The sequence below is a fragment of the Bacillus sp. LH1 genome (assembly GCF_057924895.1).
Genome location: NZ_CM175007.1, coordinates 5,154,607 through 5,179,310 on the forward strand (window position 1 = coordinate 5,154,607; position 24,704 = coordinate 5,179,310).

The 24,704-nt window shown below is 38.9% G+C and carries 23 protein-coding genes; 1 reads left to right on the plus strand and 22 read right to left on the minus strand.

Features of this window, described 5'->3' with window-relative positions:
- Positions 1 to 36: 36 nt before the first annotated feature.
- The 16 genes from ACX9TM_RS26685 to nuoA form a co-directional block, all read right to left on the minus strand.
- Positions 37 to 1,044, minus strand: a complete 1,008-nt coding sequence (locus ACX9TM_RS26685; protein ID WP_063220195.1) for a LytTR family transcriptional regulator DNA-binding domain-containing protein — start codon at positions 1,042 to 1,044, stop codon at positions 37 to 39.
- A 100-nt stretch (positions 1,045 to 1,144) separates the two neighbouring features.
- Entirely contained in the window at positions 1,145 to 2,164 is a 1,020-nt protein-coding gene (gene spoIID, locus ACX9TM_RS26690; protein ID WP_000672662.1) for a stage II sporulation protein D, read from the minus strand.
- Between the two features lie 206 nt (positions 2,165 to 2,370).
- Entirely contained in the window at positions 2,371 to 3,675 is a 1,305-nt protein-coding gene (gene murA, locus ACX9TM_RS26695; protein ID WP_000411274.1) for a UDP-N-acetylglucosamine 1-carboxyvinyltransferase, read from the minus strand.
- A gap of 39 nt (positions 3,676 to 3,714) precedes the next feature.
- Positions 3,715 to 4,419, minus strand: a complete 705-nt coding sequence (locus tag ACX9TM_RS26700) for a YwmB family TATA-box binding protein (RefSeq protein WP_000767900.1) — start codon at positions 4,417 to 4,419, stop codon at positions 3,715 to 3,717.
- A 51-nt stretch (positions 4,420 to 4,470) separates the two neighbouring features.
- Positions 4,471 to 4,707 carry a DUF1146 family protein gene (locus ACX9TM_RS26705; RefSeq protein WP_000057889.1) on the minus strand — a complete coding sequence of 79 codons (237 nt, stop codon included), beginning with the start codon at positions 4,705 to 4,707 and terminating at the stop codon, positions 4,471 to 4,473.
- Positions 4,708 to 4,909: 202 nt separating this feature from the next.
- Positions 4,910 to 6,424 carry an NADH-quinone oxidoreductase subunit NuoN gene (gene nuoN, locus ACX9TM_RS26710; protein WP_065381941.1) on the minus strand — a complete coding sequence of 505 codons (1,515 nt, stop codon included), beginning with the start codon at positions 6,422 to 6,424 and terminating at the stop codon, positions 4,910 to 4,912.
- Between the two features lie 7 nt (positions 6,425 to 6,431).
- Positions 6,432 to 7,934: an NADH-quinone oxidoreductase subunit M gene (locus ACX9TM_RS26715; RefSeq protein ID WP_089603453.1), complete on the minus strand. Its 1,503-nt coding sequence runs from the start codon at positions 7,932 to 7,934 to the stop codon at positions 6,432 to 6,434.
- Positions 7,931 to 9,793 (minus strand): NADH-quinone oxidoreductase subunit L, encoded by a 1,863-nt coding sequence (gene nuoL, locus ACX9TM_RS26720; RefSeq protein WP_000568229.1) that lies wholly within the window; start codon positions 9,791 to 9,793, stop codon positions 7,931 to 7,933. Before nuoL ends, ACX9TM_RS26715 begins: the two co-directional genes overlap by 4 nt.
- Positions 9,794 to 9,823: 30 nt before the next feature.
- Positions 9,824 to 10,138, minus strand: a complete 315-nt coding sequence (gene nuoK, locus ACX9TM_RS26725) for an NADH-quinone oxidoreductase subunit NuoK (protein ID WP_000100079.1) — start codon at positions 10,136 to 10,138, stop codon at positions 9,824 to 9,826.
- Positions 10,131 to 10,655, minus strand: coding sequence for an NADH-quinone oxidoreductase subunit J (locus ACX9TM_RS26730; protein WP_050279518.1), 525 nt, complete (start codon positions 10,653 to 10,655; stop codon positions 10,131 to 10,133). The genes nuoK and ACX9TM_RS26730 overlap by 8 nt, the downstream gene beginning before the upstream one ends.
- Complete coding sequence (gene nuoI, locus ACX9TM_RS26735) at positions 10,652 to 11,071, minus strand: NADH-quinone oxidoreductase subunit NuoI (protein WP_000677191.1); 420 nt, start codon at positions 11,069 to 11,071, stop codon at positions 10,652 to 10,654. The genes ACX9TM_RS26730 and nuoI overlap by 4 nt, the downstream gene beginning before the upstream one ends.
- Positions 11,072 to 11,096: 25 nt before the next feature.
- Positions 11,097 to 12,098, minus strand: a complete 1,002-nt coding sequence (gene nuoH, locus ACX9TM_RS26740) for an NADH-quinone oxidoreductase subunit NuoH (RefSeq protein ID WP_000568570.1) — start codon at positions 12,096 to 12,098, stop codon at positions 11,097 to 11,099.
- The gene (gene nuoD, locus ACX9TM_RS26745) at positions 12,098 to 13,198 is read right to left on the minus strand and encodes an NADH-quinone oxidoreductase subunit NuoD (protein ID WP_000621434.1); all 1,101 of its coding nucleotides are present in this window, start codon (positions 13,196 to 13,198) and stop codon (positions 12,098 to 12,100) included. Before nuoD ends, nuoH begins: the two co-directional genes overlap by 1 nt.
- Before the next feature lie 2 nt (positions 13,199 to 13,200).
- The gene (locus tag ACX9TM_RS26750) at positions 13,201 to 14,544 is read right to left on the minus strand and encodes an NADH-quinone oxidoreductase subunit C (RefSeq protein WP_077393186.1); all 1,344 of its coding nucleotides are present in this window, start codon (positions 14,542 to 14,544) and stop codon (positions 13,201 to 13,203) included.
- Entirely contained in the window at positions 14,541 to 15,059 is a 519-nt protein-coding gene (nuoB, locus tag ACX9TM_RS26755) for an NADH-quinone oxidoreductase subunit NuoB (RefSeq protein WP_000236331.1), read from the minus strand. Before nuoB ends, ACX9TM_RS26750 begins: the two co-directional genes overlap by 4 nt.
- A complete protein-coding gene (gene nuoA, locus ACX9TM_RS26760) occupies positions 15,050 to 15,418 on the minus strand; it encodes an NADH-quinone oxidoreductase subunit NuoA (protein ID WP_050279514.1) in 369 nt (122 codons plus the stop codon). Before nuoA ends, nuoB begins: the two co-directional genes overlap by 10 nt.
- A gap of 254 nt (positions 15,419 to 15,672) precedes the next feature.
- Here nuoA and ACX9TM_RS26765 point away from each other — a divergent pair, with 254 nt between their 5' ends.
- Entirely contained in the window at positions 15,673 to 18,402 is a 2,730-nt protein-coding gene (locus ACX9TM_RS26765; protein WP_063220191.1) for an EAL domain-containing protein, read from the plus strand.
- A gap of 23 nt (positions 18,403 to 18,425) precedes the next feature.
- On the opposite strand, the gene ACX9TM_RS26770 is transcribed toward ACX9TM_RS26765, so the two are convergent.
- From ACX9TM_RS26770 to atpA, 6 genes are all read right to left on the minus strand, one after another.
- On the minus strand, positions 18,426 to 19,070 hold the full coding sequence (locus tag ACX9TM_RS26770; RefSeq protein ID WP_000622462.1) for a DUF975 family protein: 645 nt from the start codon (positions 19,068 to 19,070) through the stop codon (positions 18,426 to 18,428).
- Between the two features lie 49 nt (positions 19,071 to 19,119).
- Positions 19,120 to 19,905 carry a DUF975 family protein gene (locus ACX9TM_RS26775; protein ID WP_065382049.1) on the minus strand — a complete coding sequence of 262 codons (786 nt, stop codon included), beginning with the start codon at positions 19,903 to 19,905 and terminating at the stop codon, positions 19,120 to 19,122.
- Positions 19,906 to 20,044: 139 nt separating this feature from the next.
- Positions 20,045 to 20,446 carry a F0F1 ATP synthase subunit epsilon gene (gene atpC / locus ACX9TM_RS26780; protein ID WP_000847211.1) on the minus strand — a complete coding sequence of 134 codons (402 nt, stop codon included), beginning with the start codon at positions 20,444 to 20,446 and terminating at the stop codon, positions 20,045 to 20,047.
- 20 nt (positions 20,447 to 20,466) lie between these two features.
- The gene (gene atpD / locus ACX9TM_RS26785; RefSeq protein ID WP_001032595.1) at positions 20,467 to 21,873 is read right to left on the minus strand and encodes a F0F1 ATP synthase subunit beta; all 1,407 of its coding nucleotides are present in this window, start codon (positions 21,871 to 21,873) and stop codon (positions 20,467 to 20,469) included.
- Positions 21,874 to 22,113: 240 nt separating this feature from the next.
- Complete coding sequence (atpG, locus tag ACX9TM_RS26790) at positions 22,114 to 22,974, minus strand: F0F1 ATP synthase subunit gamma (RefSeq protein WP_000157696.1); 861 nt, start codon at positions 22,972 to 22,974, stop codon at positions 22,114 to 22,116.
- 213 nt (positions 22,975 to 23,187) lie between these two features.
- On the minus strand, positions 23,188 to 24,696 hold the full coding sequence (gene atpA / locus ACX9TM_RS26795) for a F0F1 ATP synthase subunit alpha (protein WP_000027518.1): 1,509 nt from the start codon (positions 24,694 to 24,696) through the stop codon (positions 23,188 to 23,190).
- Between the last annotated feature and the right edge of the window lie 8 nt (positions 24,697 to 24,704).

A 24,704-nucleotide genomic window follows, 5' to 3' on the forward strand; every position in this document is an offset into this window, starting at 1 on the left:
GTGAATGAATCGCATGTTGAGCTTATTGGAGCACTTTTATAGTCCAATAACACCTTTTAATTCATCCATTCGTCCTTTTGAAAGCGGGATTGAACTTTTTCTTTCGTCGTCTAAAATTAAGCTAAAACTGTTACGAGTCCAAGTAATCACTTCTCGCACTCTTTGTAAATTCACAAGGTACGAGCGATGACATCTAAAGAAACCAAAACCTGTTAACCTTGCTTCTAGTTCACCTAATGTTAAAGCGCATACGAAATCTCCTTCACGAACGTGAATATGTGTTACTCCGTTTTGTGTTTCAATGAAATGGATTTCCATCGGATCAAGTAAAATGATTTTATCGTTCACTTTCGCAGGTATTCTTTCTAACTTCATTTGCGGAATTATTTGAACGACCTTCTCTTCATCGACTTCTTCCACTTCCTCTTGTTCAATTTCTACTTTTTTCACACCATCGTTGTTTAATATGTATACATCCTCTGTTAACGAAAGGGCATCCGATAGGAAAGATGACGTAATAAAAATTGCCTTTCCTTGTTCTTTCATTTTCATAATTGCTTTTCGAATAATAACCGTACTCTCTATATCTACATTTTGCTCCGGTTCTTCCAAAATGATTAAATCCGGATTATGAATCATCACTCGCCCAATATGAAGACGACGCTTCTCTGAAAATGATAGTTTTTCTACTTTAACGTTTAGCTTATCTAGGAGACCAACAGACTGCACAACTTCTTCTATACTTATCTTTGATTCATAAAGCCCTATTAAAAACTTAAAGTATTCCTTCACCTTCAAACGATCATATGCTTCATCCTTCAAAAAACAAAAGCCTATGCGGGAATAATTTTTCTTTCCAATTGCTTCCCCTTCAAACAGTACGTTGCCAGTTGAAGCTTCTTCTTGACCAATAATAATGCGGTGTAACACTTTAGCTGTATGATTATTGCATTGCAAAACAATACATTGCCCTTTTTCAACCTTTAGCTCCATTTCCGGTAACTGGTTCGCCTTCCCTAATTGTTTCAACTCTAGTAACGCCATTTCATTTCCCCCAAATGCCTTTTTATCCTATTATATCAAACAGTTAATGGAAAATTATGATATTTTAAACAGAAAAAAATAGGTGCCAGAGTTCTGACACCTATTTCTTCACCATCAATTTTCCTTCATAATCATTCATCGTCTTTATTGCAACGCCTTTATAGTAATGAGCGACAATATCTGTATATTTCTTTCCTTCCGCTGCCATGCCGTTCGCCCCGTATTGACTCATACCAACGCCGTGACCGAAACCTTTCGTCGTAACGATGATTTTATCTCCTTGTTGTTTCCACGTAAAATCAGAAGAACGTAAATCTAACTTTTCACGAACTTCTTTTCCAGTTAATGTTTTTCCTTGAAAAGCTACATCCTTTACGCGCTTTCCTTCCGTAAGGTCTTTAATATTTCCAACCTTCCCGTCTGCTAGCACTTTCACACCGAGACGTTTTTGAAAATCAGCTACTGTAAATGTTTGCTCGCTCGTAAACTTTGGAGAGGCTTGATCCCACGGACTATCTACACTTTTCAAGTACGGATAATCATTTCCCCAATAGTCAGCTGCATTTTCTGTTCGACCATTACTCGTTGAAAAGAAGGATGCTGAAATTGGTTTTCCATCATACGTTAAAACTTGTCCTGCTGTTTTCGAAACGGCTTCTTCGATTTTCTTCAAATTATTTTCGTAGTTATTACCCCATTGCTTCTTCAATTCATCTTTGCTTTTGTACACTTGATCTTTCACCGTATCTGTCACGTCCGCATTATTTTTCTTTCCTCCGCTTAGCATACGTTGTACTACAAATGTTCTCGCTGCTAATGCCTGCGCCTTTAGTGCCTCTATTTCAAAACTGGCATTCATCTCAGAAGCTACTACACCTGTCACATACTCCTCCACTGGTAATGTTTCTACCTTCTTCTGTTTTTCGCGATATACAGCAACTTGAACAGCTGTATCTACTTTTCCTGGAGCTGGTATGCTTTCTATCGCTGGAGGAGTTTTAGAGGCCGTTTCTTCCCCTACTTTTGCTTTCGCAAATGGAATAACAAGGGCTGCAGGTACAATGATAACGAGCGCTATTAAGAGCGCTACTGTAATAAAAAGTGGCTTTGAAAATTTCATCCTATTTTCCTCCAATATAAAAGCTTTACTCCATTCATTCTTATGGAACAACTCTTTCTTTTAGAACATACTTAAGGGGAAGAGTATAAAACAGAAATTTTCTAAATATTTTTACTGGTACGTGCATAAGTATAGAATTTATTGACTATAACAGTAATAACCAAAAAAAATAGCCCCTATGTCAAAAGACATAGAGACTATTTTAATTAAGCGTGAAGATCAGAAACTTCTTGTTCTTTCACTTCTTCTACTTTTTCGTTTACACGTTCAATAGTTGCACCTAATGCAGCTAATTTCTTATGGAAGTTTACATAGCCACGGTCAAGATGTTTTAACTCAGTTACACGAGTATAACCTTCTGATACTAAACCAGCTAAGATTAATGCAGCTGCAGCACGTAAGTCAGTTGCTGCTACTTCAGCACCTTGTAAGCTGTTTGGACCGTTCATAATAACAGAACGACCTTCAATTTTAATATCAGCATTCATACGACGGAATTCTTCAACGTGCATAAAGCGGTTTTCGAATACCGTTTCTGTAATCATGCTTGTTCCATCAGCTTGTAGTAATAATGCCATCATTTGTGATTGCATGTCTGTTGGGAAACCTGGGTGAGGCATAGTTTTAATATCAACCGCTTTTAACTTATCTGGGCCGATAACACGTACACCTTCGTTTTCCTCAATAATTTTAACACCCATTTCTTCCATTTTCGCTGTAATTGAGCGTAAATGTTCAGGTACAGCATTTTCAATTAAGATGTCTCCACCAGTAATTGCTGCTGCAACCATGAATGTTCCCGCTTCAATACGGTCAGGAATAATAGAGTGGTTTGCACCATATAATTTATCAACGCCTTCAATACGAATCGTTCCAGTTCCAGCTCCGCGTACTTTCGCTCCCATCGCATTTAAGAAGTTAGCTAAGTCAACGATTTCTGGTTCTTTCGCTGCGTTTTCAAGAATTGTTGTCCCTTTTGCTAATGTAGCTGCAGACATAATGTTTTCTGTCGCGCCTACGCTTGGGAAGTCTAAGTAGATTTTAGCTCCTTTTAGTTCTCCCTCAACATATGCCTCAACAAAACCGTTACCAACCTGTACTTTTGCTCCCATTGCTTCGAAGCCTTTTAAATGTTGGTCAATTGGACGTGAACCAATTGCACATCCACCAGGAAGTGCAATACGAGCACGACCGTTACGTGCTAATAATGGTCCCATTACTTGAACAGATGCACGCATTTTACGTACATATTCAAATGGTGCTTCAATGTTTAGTTCTTTAGAAGAATCGATTGTTACTTGATTATTTTCAAATACGACTTCAGCATTTAAATGACGTAATACCTCATTAATTGTGTATACATCAGACAAAACTGGTACTTCAGATAGTACATTCTTTCCATCACTCGCTAATAGGGCTGCAGCGATTATAGGTAATACAGCATTTTTTGCGCCCTCAACACGCACTGTGCCGTTTAACCGCTTTCCGCCACGGACGATGATCTTTTCCAAATTATTCCCCTCCGTGTCCTTTTTTCAGTATCTATTCACTCAATACTCAGAAGTTATGATCGGTGTGCCAACCACAATTGTATCTTTGTTGTCTGTAGAACGTATTGCTATTTGCACATTTATTTTCTCTCTATTTGTTGAAAGAGCGTCATCCCACTTTTTATTGTATGCGGAGACTGACACAAATGCTCTTTCTTCTACTTGTTCGATCGCTCTTGCTGAAAGATCTTTCAAAACCTGATTGGTTTTATTTTGCAAAACACCTTCAATCTTATCATTCAGTACACCTTGAACACAAGTGTAAATTATAGGTTTTTCACTAAAAATTTTATTCATGTTTTGAACATACTTCGGGTCCCATTTCGCCCCACTTACTTCAAAGATAATGAAAGTGTTTTCTTTAGTATTTTCTTTACTCCAAGTTACTACTACTCGTTCTTCATAAGAAGAAAGCTTTTTATAGGATGTAGCTTTATATCCATCTGGAGATTGCTCTACTTCCCACTTTTGAATATTTGCCTTTTCCTTCACATCGTTTAACAACTTTTGAAACGTATGTATGTTAGAAATTGTTTTTGTTTCTCTCGCTAACCATGACCATTTTTCTACTTTAGCATCATTTTTCTCTAAAGCCTTGATCATGCTCTCCATTTTATGTTCATCGCTTATCGGTTTCATCTCTCTATATCCAACCAAAAATAAAACAACACTAAGTGCAACAATAAGAATGGCTTTAAGCTTCAATTTCATCCCCTCCTATCCCCATTGTTAACGGAGATTTGAGGTTCTATACACTTACTTTACTAAATACGTTAAACTCTTCGAATAGCCTAAATAATCAAGGAAAAAGTTACTTACAGATGTCCCAATTGCAATTGTAATTAAGATGAGTAATACTCGCGTCTGCAGCACTTTTCCGGACTTCATTAAACGCTCAATGTGAATGCCTTGTAAGGCCCACCACGTAATGGTAATAAACAATAAATGCGAAACAATGGCAATCAGTGCTTGTTGCCCTAAAAGTTGTGCCAAAAAATCGACCCCTTTTTACTCAGCTACTACTTATGAAAGAATATAAAAACGATACCATAATAAGTAGGAGCTACACTTTTTCAAATGCACATAGACATCTTACATTTTACATCGTGATTTTCTTTCCAAAAACGTATATCTACATTACAAGTTAACACAAAATAAAAAGCGCAGAGTACTGACTCCACACCTTTTATTTTCACTATTGTACCACGTTCCCTAAGAAGAAGAAATCTTTCATTAATGGAAAATATTCATAAAAGAAATTGTACCCAATCATCGGCATAATCCCTAGTATTACAATCGAAATTGCACAAAGACTCATAACAACCTTTATATTTAACGGTAACCGTATTCTCTCTTCTGTCTCTCCGGTGCGGAAAAACATTTGTTGTAAAATACGGAAATAATATACGAATGAAACAACTGTCGTACCCATCATAATCGAAGCTAGTACGTAATGTGCTGGCTCTACATGAAGTGCGCCTAAAAAGATATTAATCTTTCCAATGAATCCAGCCGTTCCTGGTATCCCAGCCAACGATAAAATAAAAATTGTCATCATTATCGCTGTAAATGGCGACCTTTTATATAAACCTGTGAAAATTGTTATATTTTCCTCATCATTTTGTAAGATTAAGCCGTGGATAATGGCAAATGCGCCTATATTCATAAGCATGTATGCCAGCATATAAAACCACATGCTATCCATCGTAAATGGTGATAATGCCACAAGTGGAACGAGTAAATACCCCGCATGTGCAATGCCTGAATAAGCAAATAAACGCTTTATATTGTATTGTTTTAACGCGACTACATTCCCAACAATCATCGTAATACTTGCTAGCACTGCAATATATATACTCATATGCCCATATAAAGATTGCATATCTCCTTGTATTAATACACTTGCAAAGATCATAAGGAACAAACGAATAATGAGTAGGAACCCAGCAATTTTAGAAATCGTTCCAAGAAAAGCAGTAACAGGTGTAGTCGCTCCTTCATACACATCAGGTGCCCACATATGAAACGGCACTGTGGCAATTTTAAATGAGAGACCAACTAGCAATAAAAGAAATGCGAGAGCTAACAATAACTGAATACCACTAGCGAGCTCCCCAGTGAGTACCTTTTGCATATCTACAATGTTAGTTGAACCTGTAATACCGTATAAATAACTCATTCCGAAGAGCGTAATCGCCGTTCCAATTCCTCCGCTAATGACATATTTCATTGCCGCTTCATTTGATGCACGGCTCTTTTTTCGTATTCCTACTAAAATATAAGAAGAAAGTGAAAGTAACTCCAAACCAACGAAAAGGGTAATAAAATCAACACTAGAAGCCATGAACATCGCACCAAGAAGCGCCATTAAAAATAAATAATAATATTCGCCCTTATCTTCGATTGGATTCTTCTTATCATCGCTCATCGCGGTGCATAAAATGAGAGCTGAGGCACCTAATAGCAACGTTTTAAACCCTTTTGAAAATCCATCTAACACAAACGATCCATTTAAAATATCTCCTGCCGGTTCGCTATATAGAGTAATTAATGACACGATTGCTAATACGATGGCAGCAATCGCACCAAGAGCTACATATCTATGGTTCAGCTTAAAAAACAAATCACATATGGAAAGGAGGATGGCGGCGCCGAGAATAATAAATTCTGGCACCATTAGATGCCACGATAAGCTAAATAACGTATTCATATCCATCCTACTTCACCCCCAATGTTTTCAATGTATTTTGAAGCGGATCCCCTAGTATCTCTGGCATAACTCCAATTGCAATAATACAAAAGATAAGTAGTAAAACAGGGACATACTCCCATCCGTGTATATCAGATTTTGCTTCCCACTCTTTCTTTCCAAATGTCACTTGAAGTGTCGCCCTTAATACATACACAGCGGTTAAAATGATGCCAATCACACCGACTGCAGCAATGACGGGCTCTCCTTGAAATAAACCGAGAAAGGCAAGAAATTCACTAACAAACCCAGACATCCCTGGTAATCCGAGCGATGCCATTCCTCCTGCTAAGAAGAAGCCGCTAAGTACTGGGACACTTTTTGCGAGTCCACCAAGCGCTGTAATGTCTGATGTTCCGAAACGTTGTTCTATAACACCGAGTAAGAAAAACAGCAAGGCTGCAATTAAACCGTGCGATACAACCTGGAATAACGCTCCTTGTGTACCAGGTGCATTAAGTGACGCAAGTCCCATTAACACAATTCCCATATGCGAAATACTAGAGTAAGCCAGTACTTTCCTAAAGTCTGTTTGGATGAGCGCTAAAAAGGCACCGTATAATAAATTAATTACGCCTAATATCGCAATTAGTGTTGCAACATCGTGAAAATATTCCGGGAATAGCCCTTTCCCGAAGCGAATAATACCGTACGCTCCAATCTTCAGCAAAACACCCGCATGAAGCATAACTACAGCTGGATGCGCTTCTATGTGTACATTGACCATCCAGCGGTGCAACGGAAAAACAGGTAGTTTAATTGCAAAAGCAATCATTATGGCAATAAATACACTAAGCTGCAAACTACCTGGGATGACGAGTGCTCCCTCTACGTTTACGCTTCTTAATATCTCTTTCAGCTCCACAATATTTGTTGTACCTGTTTTCGCGAACAAAATTGAGAAAATAATGAGCAAAATAGCTGAGCCAATACCGTTATATATTAAATAACTATACGCAGCCTTTTCACTCGACAATTTTCCCCACTTTCCAATTAATAAGAACATTGGTGGCAACGTAATTTCAAAGAAGATAAAAAACAACATTAAGTTTTGAGCAGCAAAGACACCGAGCATTCCTATTTCTAGCATGAGTAACAGCATATAAAATGCTTTTAAATTTCTTTTAATAGAAAAGGCTGCAATTGCTGCAAGCGTTGCTAGAAGAGCCGTCAGTACCATCATGACAAGCGACAAACCATCAATACCGAGCTCGTAATAAATAGAAAACCACCTTTTATCTACCGCTGTAAAATCGCCGAACTTAATCCACTTCATCTTTTCATCGAATAGTGACAAATTCTTTCCAGAAGCATATGTACAAGCGAGGACGATAGCGATTCCAAATGGAAGTGCCGTCCCAAATAAGCCAAGCGCTCGCACTGTACGCAATTCCTTTTTCGGTGTTAATACAAGCAATAAAATTCCTAAAAGCGGGGAAAAAATGAAGAACGTTAACAACAAATCATTCATCGTAAATCCCCTCCCGTATAGAGCAAAATAATGACGAGTACAGCGAGCGAAACCGCCGTTACAGTACCGTACACTTGTACATTCCCGTTTTGAAGTTTCGATCCAAGGTTACTTGTGCCCTTCACTACACTTGCAATTAAAACTGCAATTCCTTCGACTACATACACTTCAAATAAGCGAAGCACATGAGCGATTCCTTTCGTAATAGGGATCACCGTCATGTTGTATAGTTCATCCACATAATATTTTTCTTTCAAAAGATTATAAAGCGATGTTTCCGTACCCCCAGCCCAATTCCTAGAAATTGATTTCTTCCTATATATGAAATATGCAAGAGCGATTCCCGCAAATGAAACGAGTGTCGCAACAATCATAATCCAAACTGGTCCATGCGTTTCTTCAACCTTAAACCCTACATCTTTCGTCAACCAATCTCCGAGAAACGTCCCAAACCATGGTGTATTTATATATCCTGCCACTACTGCGAGAACGCCGAGAACAATCATTGGATACGTCATAACGCGAGGCGATTCATGCACTTCTTCCTTCGTCTTCGTTTCTCCAGTAAAGACAAGAAAGTAAAGGCGGAACATATAAAACGCTGTTAAAAACGCCGCAATTACTGCTAAAGTAAATAAAACGTAATTGCCATTCATCCACGTCGCCGCTAAAATTTCATCTTTGCTGAAAAAACCGGAAAGCAGCGGAACACCGCTAATGGCAAGGGTACCTATTAAAAATAGCGTACCAGTTACTTTCATCTTCTTCTGTAAACCGCCCATTTTATTAATGTTTTGCGTATGCACAGCATGAATTACACTTCCTGCCGCCAAAAATAGTAGTGCTTTAAAAAAAGCATGTGTCGTTAAATGAAATATACCAGCTACATAACCGGCAGAACCTAGCGCGAGCATCATATACCCGAGCTGGCTAACTGTAGAATAAGCAAGCACCCTCTTTATATCTGTTTGCACAAGACCGATAGAGGCCGCAAAGATTGCAGTGAAAGCTCCAACGATTGCCACTGTCTGCATCGCCACTGTACTTGCTGAAAATAGAGGGAACATCGTCGCTACTAAATATACGCCAGCTGCGACCATCGTCGCCGCGTGAATAAGTGCCGAAACGGGTGTTGGCCCCTCCATTGCATCTGGCAACCACGTATGAAGCGGGAACTGACCTGATTTCCCCATCGCCCCGATAAAAATTAATATCGCTGTTATTGTAATCATGTAAGGAGGTAGATCCCCTGTATAAATCGCCCTAAATATTGCGTCATATTCAAAACTACCTGCGTACCAAAAAATTAAAATCATCCCGATAAATAAACCAACATCCCCAATACGGGTCATAATAAAAGCCTTTTTTGCAGCAGCCTTCGCTTCTTCTTTAAAGAAATAAAAACCGATAAGTAAAAATGAGCCAAGGCCAACTAATTCCCAAAATATATAAAGTTGTAATAAATTCGTTGATATAACAAGCCCTAACATCGCAAATGTAAAGAGTCCTAAATATGCGTAAAAGGTCGGTAATCGTTCATCACCTTTCATATAACCTTTCGAATACACATGTACAAGTAGACTCACAAGCGTCACGATAAATAACATTAAAGCTCCTAATGCAGTCACTTCAAAGCCGAATGATATATCCACATCTCCAGCTCTAAGCCACACCCACTTATGCTTCACGCTTGCTTCTGAAAACCTTTCTATTAACACAAGTACCGCAAGTATAAAGGAGAGAAAGACGAAAAAAATACTAAGTACGCTGCTTCCTTCTCTAATTTTCTTCCCGAATATAATAAGTAACAAAAACGAAACGAGTGGGAAAAGCGGTATGAGCCATGCATAATCGATCATTGTTTCCTTCCCCCTTTTTCGGTCACAATGCTATCCTTTGAGCGTATCCATTTCATCCACCTGAACTGTCGTACGATTACGATATAAAGCAATTAAAATAGCGAGTCCTACCGCCGCTTCCGCTGCCGCTACAGCCATCGTAAACAGTGAGAAAATTTGACCTGTTAAATTCGGAAATAAGCCTAATTTACTAAACGCCACTAAGTTTAAATTGGCAGCATTCAGCATTAATTCGATACAAACTAATACGATTACTGTATTCCGCTTTGTTAAAGCTCCAAATAGACCGATGCAAAACAAAATAATCGCAAGTGTTAAATATGCAGAAGCTGGAACGCTACTCATTGGAATCCTCCTCTTTCTCGTCCTTTTTCGCAAGTATAATTGCGCCAACGAGTGCTACAAGTAAAATAACTGAAGTTAGTTCAAATGGAATAATATATTTTGAATAGAGAAGCGTACCGATTTGAAGTGTGTTGTTTTCATGGAGAGGTAAACTTCCTTGTGTGCTTTCATTTGCAAAATCAACATTATTAACAGCGAAATACATAACCGCTCCAAATGCTACAACTGCAAAGAAGATAATCCATTTTCGAAGAGTAAAACGCGATTCATTTTCCGCGTTATGTTTCGTTAACATAATGCCGAAAATCATAATAATTGTGATTGCACCGGAGTAAAGTAAAATTTGTGCAACGCCTATAAATTCGGCTGACAAAAGAAAATACAAACCTGCAATGCTGAGAAATGTCAGAACGAGAGCTAGCATCATGTGCATAACTTTCGTTAAGTTCAACATAAGAACACCGCCGATAATTGCAGACAAGGATAGTATAAAGAATGCTACAAACTCGCCATTCATGCCTTATTCTCCTTCCTGACGTTTTCGTCGTTTTCGTCAAGCCACTGCAAATTTTTAAATAAGTCATCACGTGAATATTCCGCGAGTTCAAAGTTATTTGTCATGACAATTGCCTCTGTCGGACAAACTTCTGTACATAAATCACAAAGAATACAAATTTCAAAATTAATATCATACGTGTCGATAATTTTTCCTTTTTTCGTAGGATCCGGATGTTTCTTTCCTGTTAACTGAATACAGTCTGTCGGACAAATGTTAGAGCACTGATTACAAACAATACATTTCTCCGGATAAAATTTTTGAATCCCCCGAAAACGGTCTGGCAACGGCAACGGTTGATTTGGATAATCATACGTTACCTTCTTCTTGCTCAAATTACTTAATGTATATTTTAACCCTTTAAATAGTCCTTTCATCTCTTACTGGCACCCCCCTCATAGATTAGAAGAATAACTCCTTAATCAATGCCGTTAAGAAAATATTTGCAAGTGCAATCGGCAATAATACTTTCCATCCAAACTCCATTAACTGGTCACCTCTTATACGCGGGAACGTAACGCGGAACCAAATTAATAGAAAGACTACACTGCTAAATTTCAAAGCAAACCATACGGCACCTGGGATAAATCCAAGAAACATGACTGGATTCCATCCGCCTAAAAAGAGCACTGTAATTAACGATGCCATCCCGAAGAAATATACGTACTCTGAAAGCATGAAAAACGCCCAGCGAAAACCTGAGTATTCCGTATGATATCCAGAAACAAGTTCTGACTCCGCTTCCGGCAAATCGAATGGCGTCCTATTTAACTCTGCAACTGCTGCGATTAAGAAAACGACGAATCCAATTGGCTGTACGAAAATGTACCAGACTTTCTCCTGCGCCGCTACAATCTCATTTAAATTCAGGCTACCAGCTAGCAAAACGATACCAATTACACTCATTACGAGCGGAATCTCATAAGAAATCATTTGCGCCGCCGCACGCATCCCTCCTAAAAGGGAATATTTATTATTCGATGCCCATCCCCCAGTTACAACACCTATCGTCGTAATACCGGAAACAGCAATATAATAAAGTAGCCCGACTCCAATATCTGCAAATTGAAATTTATCAGTGAACGGGATAACCGCAAGCACCATAAATGCTGGTGCAAATGCAATGACAGGCGCTAATATAAACAGCGGTTTATCTGCTGCTTTCGGAATACTATCTTCTTTCAATAATAGTTTTAAAACATCAGCTACCGTTTGCAGTAAACCGAATCGGCCTCCAACCTGGTTTGGTCCAATCCGCCCTTGCATAAACCCCATCACTTTCCGTTCTGCCAAAATTCCATATGTAACGAAGCCAAGGACTGCAAATAGTAGAAGCACCGCTAATCCGAAAAAAATGAAGAAATTCGTCCAGCTTGAAGGTGATTGTAAGAGCGCCTCAATCATTAGCCATCAACCTCCCCAAGTACAATATCAACTCCACCTAAAATCGTAATTAAATTAGCGATGTTTTCACCTTTCAATAACTTCGGTAAAATTTGCAAGTTATAAAAAGATGGCCTACGAAACTTCAAACGGTACGGCTCTTTCTTTCCGTCACTTGCGATATAACAACCAATCTCTCCGCGCGGCGATTCGATACGTACAAATGCTTCTCCCTTAGGTGCCTTAATAATTTTCGGTACTTTTGCCAGCACAGCTCCATCTTTCGGGAACTGCTGAACCGCTTGCTCAACAATCTTTAAAGACTCCTCGATTTCTTGCATTCGGCAAACGTAGCGATCCCAAGCATCTCCCACGCTTCCAACAGGAATATCAAAATCAAAACGATCATAAATCGAATACGGCTCATCTTTGCGAAGATCCCAGTTTACTCCAGTGCACCGCAAATTTGCTCCGCTTAAAGAATACGAGATTGCTTCTTCCGCGCTATATATACCAACGCCTTTCACACGATTTAAGAAAATCTCATTACCGCTAACAAGATCATGATAACCTGCTAATTGCTCCCTCATATACGGAACAAACTCTTCCACCTTTTCAATCCAACCATCTGGCGCATCCCACTTCACACCACCAACTCTCATATAGTTAAAAGTAAGCCGTGCCCCGCATAATTCATTTAATAAATTTATAATCATCTCTCGTTCACGAAACGCGTACAAAAACGGGCTGACCGCTCCTATATCAAGAAGATTCGTCCCCCACCAAACGAGATGACTCGCAATTCTTCCTAACTCCATCGCAAGTACTCGCAAGTATTCGGCACGCTCCGGAATTTCAAGCCCCATCATCGTCTCCACAGCATGGCAAATGACGTAATTATTCGTCATGGCTGATAAATAGTCCATTCGATCTGTATAAGGGATAATTTGCGTATACTGTAAGCTCTCAGCGATCTTTTCGGTCCCGCGATGCAAATATCCAATAACAGGTGTAGCTTCTTTAATAATTTCCCCGTCAATCTTAATTACGAGCCTGAACACACCATGTGTACTCGGATGCTGAGGTCCTACATTCAAAAGCATCTCTTCCGTGCGGATCATAGCTACACCTCCACATCATACGGTTCATAGTCTTTTCTAAGCGGATATCCTACCCAATCATCTGGCATTAAAATACGCGTTAAATTCGGATGCCCTTTAAATACAATGCCGAGCAAATCGTATGCTTCTCTCTCCGGCCAGTCAGCCCCTTTCCAAAGCGCTGTCACAGACTCGACTTGCGGCGCTTCCCGGTCTAGCTTTACCTTCACCGCTACCGATTGTTTCTTGCCATATGAAAACAAATGAACATACACTTCCATATGTGTCACAAAATCCGTCGCATGTAGCTCTGACATATAATCAAAAGCAAGTCCCTCATGGAATCGCAGTGACTCCATCACTTCATAATATTTTGCGGGATCCACCACAAGAGTTGGCACATCCTTTGACAATTTATTAATATAGGAATCTACTAATGCACCCTCTCCTAACTTCTCCCTAATAGCCTCAACATACTGATTTAAATACGGCTGATTTACGGACGGTTCTTCCTGCTTCGGCTCATCCTCTTTCTTACCTTCAGCTCCCTTTGTCTTCGCTCTTGCAGCCGCTGCTGCTTTCGCTTTTGCAGCTGCAATTGCCTTGGCCTTTTCATCTCCCGAATCCCCATTACCTTGCGAGGCTTTCTGCTTCGCTAATGCTGCCGCTTTTGCCTTGGCCGCCGCCACCACCTTCGCCTTGGCTTTCGCTTTTTCTTCTTCCGTTACTTCTTCTGTTCCTTCTCTTTTCTGCTTCGCTAACGCTGCCGCTTTTGCTTTTGCAGCTGCTGCCGCCTTCGCCTTGGCTTTCGCTTTTTCTTCTTCCGTTACTTCTTCTGTCCCTTCTCTTTTCTGTTTCGCTAACGCTGCCGCTTTTGCTTTTGCAGCTGCAGCTGCTGCCGCCTTCGCCTTGGCTTTCGCTTTTTCTTCTTCCGTTACTTCTTCTGTCCCTTCTCTTTTCTGTTTCGCTAACGCCGCCGCTTTTGCCTTGGCCGCCGCCACCGCCTTCGCCTTCGCTTTTTCTTCTTCCGTTACTTCTTCTGTTCCTTCTCTTTTCTGCTTCGCTAACGCTGCCGCTTTTGCCTTCGCTTTCGCTTTTTCTTCTTCCGTTACTTCTTCTGTCCCTTCTCTTTTCTGTTTTGCTAATGCTGCCGCTTTTGCTTTTGCGGCTGCTGCTGCACGTCGTTTTGCTTCTTCTATAGTAATATCATCATTTTTTGGTAGCGCTTTCTCTTTTTCTTGATCTTCCTCCTCAAGTTCACTTATTTCCGCCTCGTGTTTCGCTACAAGGCGTTTTCTCGCTTCTTCTTTCGCACGCCTAGCTGCTTCTTTTTTTAGATCCTCTAAATCTTTATTTGGATTACTCATTTATTCGTCACCTGCTTTCCGGTCTTTGCCTCGTAACGAATTTTCTCTTTTAATTTATTAATTCCATAGATTAAAGCAGCTGGATTTGGGGGACAACCAGGAATATACACATCAACTGGTACGATTTGGTCTACACCTTTCACAACAGCATATGAATTTACATACGGACCACCTGCTGTCGCACAAGATCCCATCGCAATAACCCATTTCGGTTCGGGCATTTGATCATATAAACGCCGAACAATAGGAGCCATCTTCTTCGTTACTGTTCCCGATACAATCATGACGTCCGATTGCCTTGGTGAAGTTCGAAAAAATGACCCAAATCGATCTAAATCGTAATGTGATGAGCCTACCCCCATCATTTCAATTGCACAGCATGCCAGTCCGAATGTCATCGGCCATAAAGAGTTGCTCCTCGCCCATCCTTTCAACTGTTCCAATGTAGAAAAAAAGATATTTCGTTCTAATTCTGCTCGCTCATTTGGATGTAATTCCTCAAAATTTATAACCATTGTAACACCTTCTTTTTCCAAGCATACGCTAATCCAACTAGCAACATTACAACAAAGATGAGCATTTCAATTAATGCAAATAAACCTAGCTTGTCATACGCAACAGCCCAAGGATATAAAAATAAAGTTTCTACATCAAAGATCACAAACAATAAAGCGAAAATATAATAACGAGCATGAAACCGAATATTTGCATCATGAAAAGGCTCAATTCCACTCTCATACGTCGTCGCCTTTGCTGCACTTGGTTTATTTGGGCGCAGCATCCTTCCTAATGTAAGAGCCACTACCGGCAGCAATATACCTAATAGCAAGAAAATCAAAACGATCATATAACTATTTTCATATACACTTACCATTGTGAAACCCTCCCCCCTAAATTAAGAACAAGTTCACATAGTAAACAATATGTCCTAGTTGCAGTAATTATTATTTTTAAATTTTTCTAAATAATGCAACTATTCTAATCATTATAGCAAACTTCAAATTCCTATGTCGATATGTTGGGAGACAGAAACAAGAATTATTAAAATCTATCTTTACAACTTGCTATAATTGTGCAAAATAAATATAAAACTTATATATGCTTTTCAAGAAACCGTAGGTGATATAAATGAAAAAACAAACACATGTAAGTATTCTTATAAGCATTGTATTGCTGTCTATAACGCTTCACTATGTAGCAATGCCTTTTGTATATGAATACTCATTTCCTTTTCAGCTATTAATCGGAACGAGCACCCTATTAATTGATATTATCGCTTGTAGTTATATACTTTATTTTTCAAACATGAAAGAAGGGCTATCTCGTTTATTTTGGATCATATTATCTGTTGGAGCTCTCTCTTATTTTATCGGTGATATAGTCGTTGCCTATCAGCGTTTAATTGTAAAGGACTTCTATACGTTCGTTGATCCATCTGACTTTTTTTACTTACTTTTTTTAGTTAGCTTTACGTTTGCCTTTCTATACGAAATCATTTATAACCGAGATTTATTAGAAAAACTTTTTATGCTATGTGATATTTGTATTATCGTTACAGCCCAATTTACTTTAAGTTACTACTTACTTATTGAACGAACTATTCATATCTTTACAACATCCTATATCGACATATTTGTTCAACTTACCTATCCAATGGCTGATTTACTCTTTCTCTTAATAGGAATCAACCTTTTATTCAAACCACTATCCTTATTACCTAAAAAGGTCGGTGCACTTCTTGGCAGTGCTTTAATTTTATATGCTACTACAGATGCGATTTATGCTTATATAAAATACTTCATACCAGAGTATTCTATGTTTACAGTTACTCCTTTCTATCAAGTAACCTTAGTACTAGTAGCAATCGCCTGTATTCTCCATACAAAAAAGCCTGAAAAACAAGAACAAGTACTACTAACACCTAAGATTGGCGAATCAATCCGATTATCATTACCGTATATTTCTGTAGTAATGCTTATTGTTTTTATATTAGTTGAATACGTTTTTGCGCCTATTATAGTAATCGGACTTATAATAACTTTTTCTTTCGTTCTCATACGTCATAGTTTAGTTCGAAAACAAAATAAAATATTATTGATCGCTCAAATGCAATTCAACTCAGAACTCGAGAAACAAATTAAACTACGTACAGAAGATTTAGTAGAACAGAAAAATGAACTCTATCATAATCAACAAATGTTTAAATCTTTATACGAGCATCATCCAGATCCAATTTTCACATTAGATTTGTACGGTAATTTTCTCAAAGTAAATAACGCTGGTACTACTTTACTCGGTTATCAAACGAATGAATTATTAAACCAGCCTTACTATTCACTCATATACGAAGAAGATTTAGAAGAAATGATTAACGCCTTTCATCGCGTGAAAAAGGGATATTCGATTTCTTTAGAAATACGGGCTTACCATAAAAACAGAGATATTTACTACTTGCACGTTACCGCCGTACCGATCTTTTTAAAGGAGAAAATTTCTGGGGTTTATTTAATGATTAAAGATATTACGGAAAGCAAACAACAACAAGAACAAATCAACTTCCTAGCATACCATGATACTTTAACAGAGCTTGCAAATCGTCGTGCATTTCATCAACATTTAGAACAGGCAATTGCGCGAGCAAAAATATCGAAAAAGCCTTTTGCTGTTATGTTTCTCGACCTAGACCGTTTTAAAGTTATTAATGATACCCTCGGTCATCGAGTAGGAGACCTATTGCTCATCGCAGTAGCAAAAAGGCTCGAAAGAATAGCAACATCAAATATGAAACTCGCGCGGCTAGCTGGGGATGAGTTCACAATCCTTATCGAGAATTACAAAAAAAAGCCAGATGTCCAAAAAATAGCTGATAGGATTGTAGCGGCCATGAATGAGCCATTTGAAATCGAAAATCAACATTTACAAATCTCACCGAGCATCGGAATTGCAATATATCCTGAAGCAGGTGAAGATGCGCTATCCATTTTGCAGCATGCTGATATGGCCATGTACGAAGCAAAGAATAAAGGAAAAAACGGTAGCTCTCTTTACACGAAAGAACTATATAAAAAAATGGAACGAAAAGCTCGAATTGAAAAAGATTTGCCAATCGCTTTAGTAAACAAAGAATTTTATCTCGTTTATCAACCACAAATTGATACGACAACAAATAAAATTATCGGTGCTGAAGCTTTAATACGATGGAAACACCCGCTATTAGGTGACATTTCACCATGTGAGTTTATTCCAATTGTAGAAGAGACGCCACAAGTAGTCCCACTTGGACATTGGGTATTACAAGAAGCTTGTCTCCAATTAAAAATATGGCATACCTTTGGCTACCAAAATTTAAAAATAAGTGTTAATTTATCCGCAAAAGAATTCCGGCAAGATCAATTAATCGAAAACATTTCACAAATATTAAACGACGTGCAAGTCGACCCAAAATATGTAACCCTTGAGTTAACAGAAAGAATTGCAATGATTGACGAGAAAGAAACGTTATTGAGACTGAAGCAATTAAAAGAGTACGGTATCCAAACTTCCATTGATGACTTCGGTACTGGGTATTCTTCTCTTGCTTATTTATCAATTTTTCCAATCGACACATTAAAAGTACCGAGAGAATTTACACAATTAGCTGATCATCGTCCTGAAGAACGAGCCATCGTTTCTACAATACTTTCCCTCGCAAATACTTTAAATCTTTCAGTCGTTGCCGAAGGAATTGAAACCGAAAAACAGCTTAAGTTTCTGCAAAAACATAACTGTAAATATATGCAAGGTTACTATTTCAGTAAACCACTTACTAGTAATCAATTTATAAAATTTCTACAAAAAAACCCCAGTATGAACAAATAATTCATACTGGGGGTTTTATAGTGCTAAATTTTTTTCTCATAATATTCTTCTGCAATCTCTTCGTAAAAAGCTGCAGATGTCGTATAGAAATATGGAATTAACCATAAGAATCCAATCCCTAACGTAATACAACTTAATATAAACCAGCCAATAAAACTTAAACATAAAATGAAATACTCCATCTTATGTCCATCCATCATACGACGACTTTCTGTAATAGCTTGGTTCAGTGAATACTCAGGATGATCGTTTATAATAAAGTATGTCATCGCATAAGAAAATGATTTAATAATACCTGGAATAATGAACAATAACGTCCATAAGAAAAGATAAAGATTTACTAATAAATATAATAAAAATGATTTTAGAAATCTCTTTCCCTCTGAAAACCAAATGAATACATTACCAATACTAGCTTGCTTTTCACGAAGGATATTTAAACCAAGGTAATATCCACCTAAAGTTAACGGTCCAGTTACAAAAAATGAAAGAATATTCGTTGAAAGTGAACCATTTGTTTTTTGCCAACCGAAAATTAAAGAAAATCCCCAATCAACACTAAAACTAAAAGCCGTGATAAGAATTGAAATGAGTAGTGTAGCTCCAACAGCTAATCCCCATTTCCCTTCTAATGAATCTAGTGCTTCTCCTTTTAAATCACTAATCATGCGTAGCCTCGCCTCCTATACACAATAATTCTATTAGTATAGCATGTTCCTATTGAAATTCACCTTTTGAAATGTAGCGATAAAAGTGTGCTGTCGTCGTACTCATATACGGACTAAGCCAAAGAAATCCTATTCCAAAAGTAAGCAGCGCTAAAATAGCCCATCCTATGAAGCTCAGCCATAAAAGAAACAAATCTAACTTATGACCCTTCATAAGATTCTTACTTTCCTTCATCGCCTGCGAAACACTATATTCTGGATTTTCAATCATCACATAGTACGTCAGTGCATAAGAAAAATACATCACAATCATACCAACAATTGAAATTGCTAATAGTACGAAGAAAGCTATTGCAAATGACGTATTCCCTTCTTCACCTAACAATGCAAATAAGCCTATTAACAGCATCGGAATCCATGTACCTGTATATAACAAAATCGCAAGCGTTGCCCACATTGTTTTCATCATTCTTTTAAAGCCACGAAATCCTTCGAATAAGTAATCTACTTTAGCATCTTCTCGTTTACTAATCTGTAAAAATACATTTGTATAACCATATGACGTAATCCCATACGATGCGTTACTCAAAATTATCATAATGCAATAAAAAATTCCAAAGGTAATACCTGCTCCAATTGACATCGTTTCCTCTTCAAATGATCCAGTTAAGCTTACAACTGAGAGAAATATAATAATTCCTGGAATTAATAGTATAAGCATTGCAGCCAGCGAAACAACATAACTTAAAATAAAATATAAAATTGTTGATCCAACACCTAGTCCCCATTTTCCCTTTAAAGAGTACAATGCTTCTCGCTTCATTTCACCAATCATTGATCCATCCCCTTTATGAAATATAAATTGTTGTACACTTCTACTTATACAAGCATCAATATAATTATACCAGTTTTGTAAAATTATCCATAAAATACACAAAAAAAAATCCGTAAAGGCAAAGCCCTTACGGATTTTTTTACTTCATATCGGAAACGTTCAAACGGTTCACAGCACGTTGTAATGCCATTTCTGCACGTTTAAAGTCAACATGTGCTTGTTTATCTTGCAGACGTTGCTCAGCGCGACGCTTCGCTTCATTTGCACGATGGATATCGATATGGTTTGCTTCTTCAGCAGATGATGATAATACAGTCACTTTATCTGGACGAACTTCGATAAAGCCACCGCTTACTGCTACATAATCAGTGTGTCCACCATTTTTCAGACGAACTGCACTAATTTTTAATGGTGCAACAGTTGGAATGTGACCTGGTAAGATCCCCATTTCCCCACTCTCTGCTTTTACACTTACCATTTCTACTTCTTTTTCGTAAACCGGTCCATCAGGAGTTACAATACTGACTGGAAATGTCTTCATACTTCGTCCCTCCTAAGGCCTTACGCCATCATTTTCTTCGCGTTTTCAATAACTTCTTCAATGCCACCTACTAAGCGGAATGCATCTTCTGGAAGGTCATCATATTTTCCTTCTAGAATTTCTTTGAAACCACTAACTGTATTTTTTACAGGTACGTAAGAACCTTTTTGACCTGTAAACTGCTCAGCTACGTGGAAGTTTTGAGATAAGAAGAATTGAATACGACGAGCACGATGTACAACTAACTTATCTTCTTCAGATAACTCATCCATACCTAAGATAGCGATGATATCTTGAAGCTCTTTATAACGTTGTAAAGTTTGCTGTACTTGACGAGCTACTTCATAATGCTCTTCTCCTACGATTTCTGGAGAAAGTGCACGAGATGTAGATGCTAATGGATCTACGGCTGGGTAAATACCCATTTGCGTTAAACGACGCTCTAAGTTTGTTGTTGCATCTAAGTGAGCGAACGTTGTAGCTGGTGCTGGGTCAGTATAGTCATCGGCTGGTACATATACCGCTTGGATAGACGTGATAGACCCTTTATTTGTAGATGTAATACGCTCTTGTAATTGACCCATTTCTGTTGCAAGTGTTGGTTGGTAACCTACCGCAGATGGCATACGACCAAGAAGGGCAGATACTTCAGAACCCGCTTGCGTGAAACGGAAGATGTTATCGATGAACAGAAGTACGTCTTGTCCTTGCTCATCACGGAAATGCTCAGCCATTGTTAAACCTGTTAATGCAACACGTTGACGTGCTCCAGGTGGCTCGTTCATTTGTCCGAATACCATCGCAGTTTTCTTGATTACGCCAGAATCGCTCATTTCGTGGTATAAGTCATTACCCTCACGAGTACGCTCACCTACACCAGCGAATACAGAGATACCACCGTGCTCTTGTGCGATGTTATTGATTAACTCCTGAATTAATACTGTTTTACCTACGCCGGCACCACCGAATAGGCCGATCTTACCACCCTTAATGTAAGGAGCAAGTAAGTCTACTACTTTAATACCAGTTTCAAGAATTTCTACTTTAGTAGATAATTCTTCGAATGCAGGTGCTTGACGGTGAATTGGATCACGGTGTACATCCGCAGGAAGTTCACCATCTAAGTCAATTGCATCACCTAATACGTTGAATACACGTCCAAGTGTTGCATCACCAACTGGTACAGAGATTGCTTTACCAGTATCTTCTACTTCTGTGCCACGAACAAGTCCATCTGTGGAAGACATCGCAACTGTACGAACTGTATCATCACCTAAATGAAGTGCAACTTCAAATGTTAAGTTCATGCTTCCGTTTTCGTTGCTTTGTTTTACCGTAAGGGCATTGTAGATTTCTGGTAGCTTTCCGCCATCAAACTTAACGTCTACAACCGGACCCATGATTTGCGTAACGCGCCCTTTATTCATCGGGTTCCCTCCTAGCTTTCTTTTAATTAGCTACCTCTATCAGAGAGGTTAGCTTTTAATTTTTTATTAGTTTAGCTTACGCGACTCTCCTGAAAGAGCCGCTTCCGCTTTTTATTGAATCCAGCTCCAGCGGTTAGAATGTTCGGTGGCTTCGCTTTTTCCTACGAGGCACAAATCGCCTCTACGTCAAAAGGCTCCATCCCCCTCTCATTCTGAACGAACCGCTTCCGCTTTTTAATACTATTCTAACGCTGCTGCTCCACCAACGATTTCCGTAATTTCTTGCGTAATCGCTGCCTGACGCGCACGGTTGAATGAAAGTGTAAGTGAATCGATAACTTCCATTGCGTTGTCTGTAGCACTCTTCATTGCTGTCATACGCGCTGCGTGCTCACTTGCTTTACCGTCTAGTAATGCACCGTACACTAAGCTTTCTGCGTATTGTGGCAATAGTACTTTTAAAATTTCTTCTTCAGAAGGTTCGAATTCATAAGCTGTCGTCGGTTTGTCAGACGCCACATCAGTAAGCGGTAAAATTTTATTTTCCGTTACCTCTTGTGAAATTTTACTTACGTAATGGTTGTAGTAAATGTACAGCTCATCATAAGCACCATCTGCGAACATCGCAATTGCTCGAGAAGCAAGGTCTTTAATATCAGTAAATGATGGGTGGTCAGATAATCCAACTACTTCATCAATAATGTTAAAGCCGCGACGTTTTAAATAATCACGTCCTAGTCGTCCAAGCACAATAATAGAATATTGGTTTGAATCCATATTATGACGTTCACGAATTACGTTACTTACTGTACGTAATACGTTACTGTTATAACCACCTGCTAGTCCGCGATCAGACGTAATAACGATGTATCCTGTACGCTTTACAGGACGCGCATTTAGCATTGGATGATTAATCCCTTTGCTTCCTTGCGCAATGCTCGCTACTACTTCTTGAATCTTTTCCATATACGGAACGAAAGATTTAGCATTTTGCTCTGCACGGTTTAACTTAGATGCAGATACCATCTCCATCGCTTTCGTAATTTGACTCGTTTTCTTTGTCGAGTTAATCTTCGCTTTTATATCGCGTAAAGATGCCACAGGTTTTCACCACCTTTTTTCCGGAAGTTGGCACGATTAGTAAGAATCCTCTTCCTAATCTACGTTGCAAGATATTCTTGCTCATGATTGAAGGAAAAGAATAGGTGCACCTACTCTTTTCCTTTACATGACCTTTAGCAATCTCAGAGCCCGAGATGCCTTTTATATATACTATCTAGCTCCAGCGGTTTGAATGAGCCGCTTCCGCTTTTATTATTCAGAAGCTACGAATACTTTTTTAAATCCATTGATTGCTGCTGCAAATTTGTCGTCATCCGCAAGTTTCTTAGTTGTGCGGATTTCTTCTAATAAGTCAGTCGCATTAGAATCTAACCAAGCATGGAATTCTTCTTCAAAACGAGTGATATCTACTACTGGGATATCATCTAGGAATCCACGTGTTAAAGCGTAAAGAATGATAACTTGTTTCTCTACACGTAACGGTTTGTGTAATCCTTGTTTTAATACCTCAACAGTACGAGCACCACGGTTTAATTTCGCTTGAGTTGCTTTATCAAGGTCAGAACCGAACTGAGCGAACGCTTCTAACTCACGGTAAGATGCAAGGTCAAGACGAAGTGTACCTGATACTTTACTCATTGCTTTAATCTGAGCAGATCCACCTACACGAGATACAGAAGTACCCGCATCGATCGCTGGACGTACGCCAGAGAAGAATAGGTCAGATTGTAAGAAGATTTGTCCATCCGTAATAGAAATTACGTTTGTTGGGATGTATGCTGATACGTCCCCTGCTTGTGTTTCGATGAAAGGTAGTGCAGTTAAAGAACCGCCGCCTTTTGCATCACTTAATTTTGCTGCACGCTCTAATAAGCGAGAGTGTAAGTAGAATACATCCCCTGGGTAAGCTTCACGACCTGGAGGACGACGTAATAGTAATGACAGCTCACGGTAAGCCGCTGCTTGTTTTGATAAGTCATCATATACTACTAATACGTGTTTACCATTGTACATGAACTCTTCACCCATTGTTACACCAGCGTAAGGAGCTAGGTATAATAATGGAGCTGGTTGAGAAGCAGATGCAGTTACAACGATTGTGTACTCTAATGCACCGTGCTTACGTAGTGTTTCTACTACGTTACGTACAGTTGATTCTTTTTGTCCAATTGCTACGTAGATACAAATCATGTCTTCATCTTTTTGGTTAATGATTGTATCAAGTGCAACTGCTGTTTTACCAGTTTGACGGTCACCAATGATTAACTCACGTTGACCACGGCCAATTGGTACAAGAGCATCGATCGCTTTAATACCTGTTTGAAGTGGCTCATGAACAGATTTACGATCCATTACACCTGGTGCTGGACTTTCGATTGGACGAGTGTTTGTTGTATTGATTGGGCCTAAACCATCAACTGGTTGACCTAATGGGTTTACAACACGACCAATTAGTTCTTTTCCTACTGGTACTTGCATGATGCGACCAGTACGACGAACTTCGTCACCTTCACGGATTTCTGTGTAAGGTCCTAAAATGATAATACCTACGTTGTTTTCCTCTAAGTTTTGTGCTAGTCCCATAACGCCGTTAGAGAACTCTACAAGTTCACCAGCCATAACGTTATCAAGACCATGAGCACGCGCGATACCGTCACCAACTTGGATAACTGTACCAACATCACTAACTTCGATTTCAGACTGATAGTTCTCGATTTGTTGCTTTATCAGTGCGCTAATTTCTTCAGCTCTGATGCTCATGTGCTTCA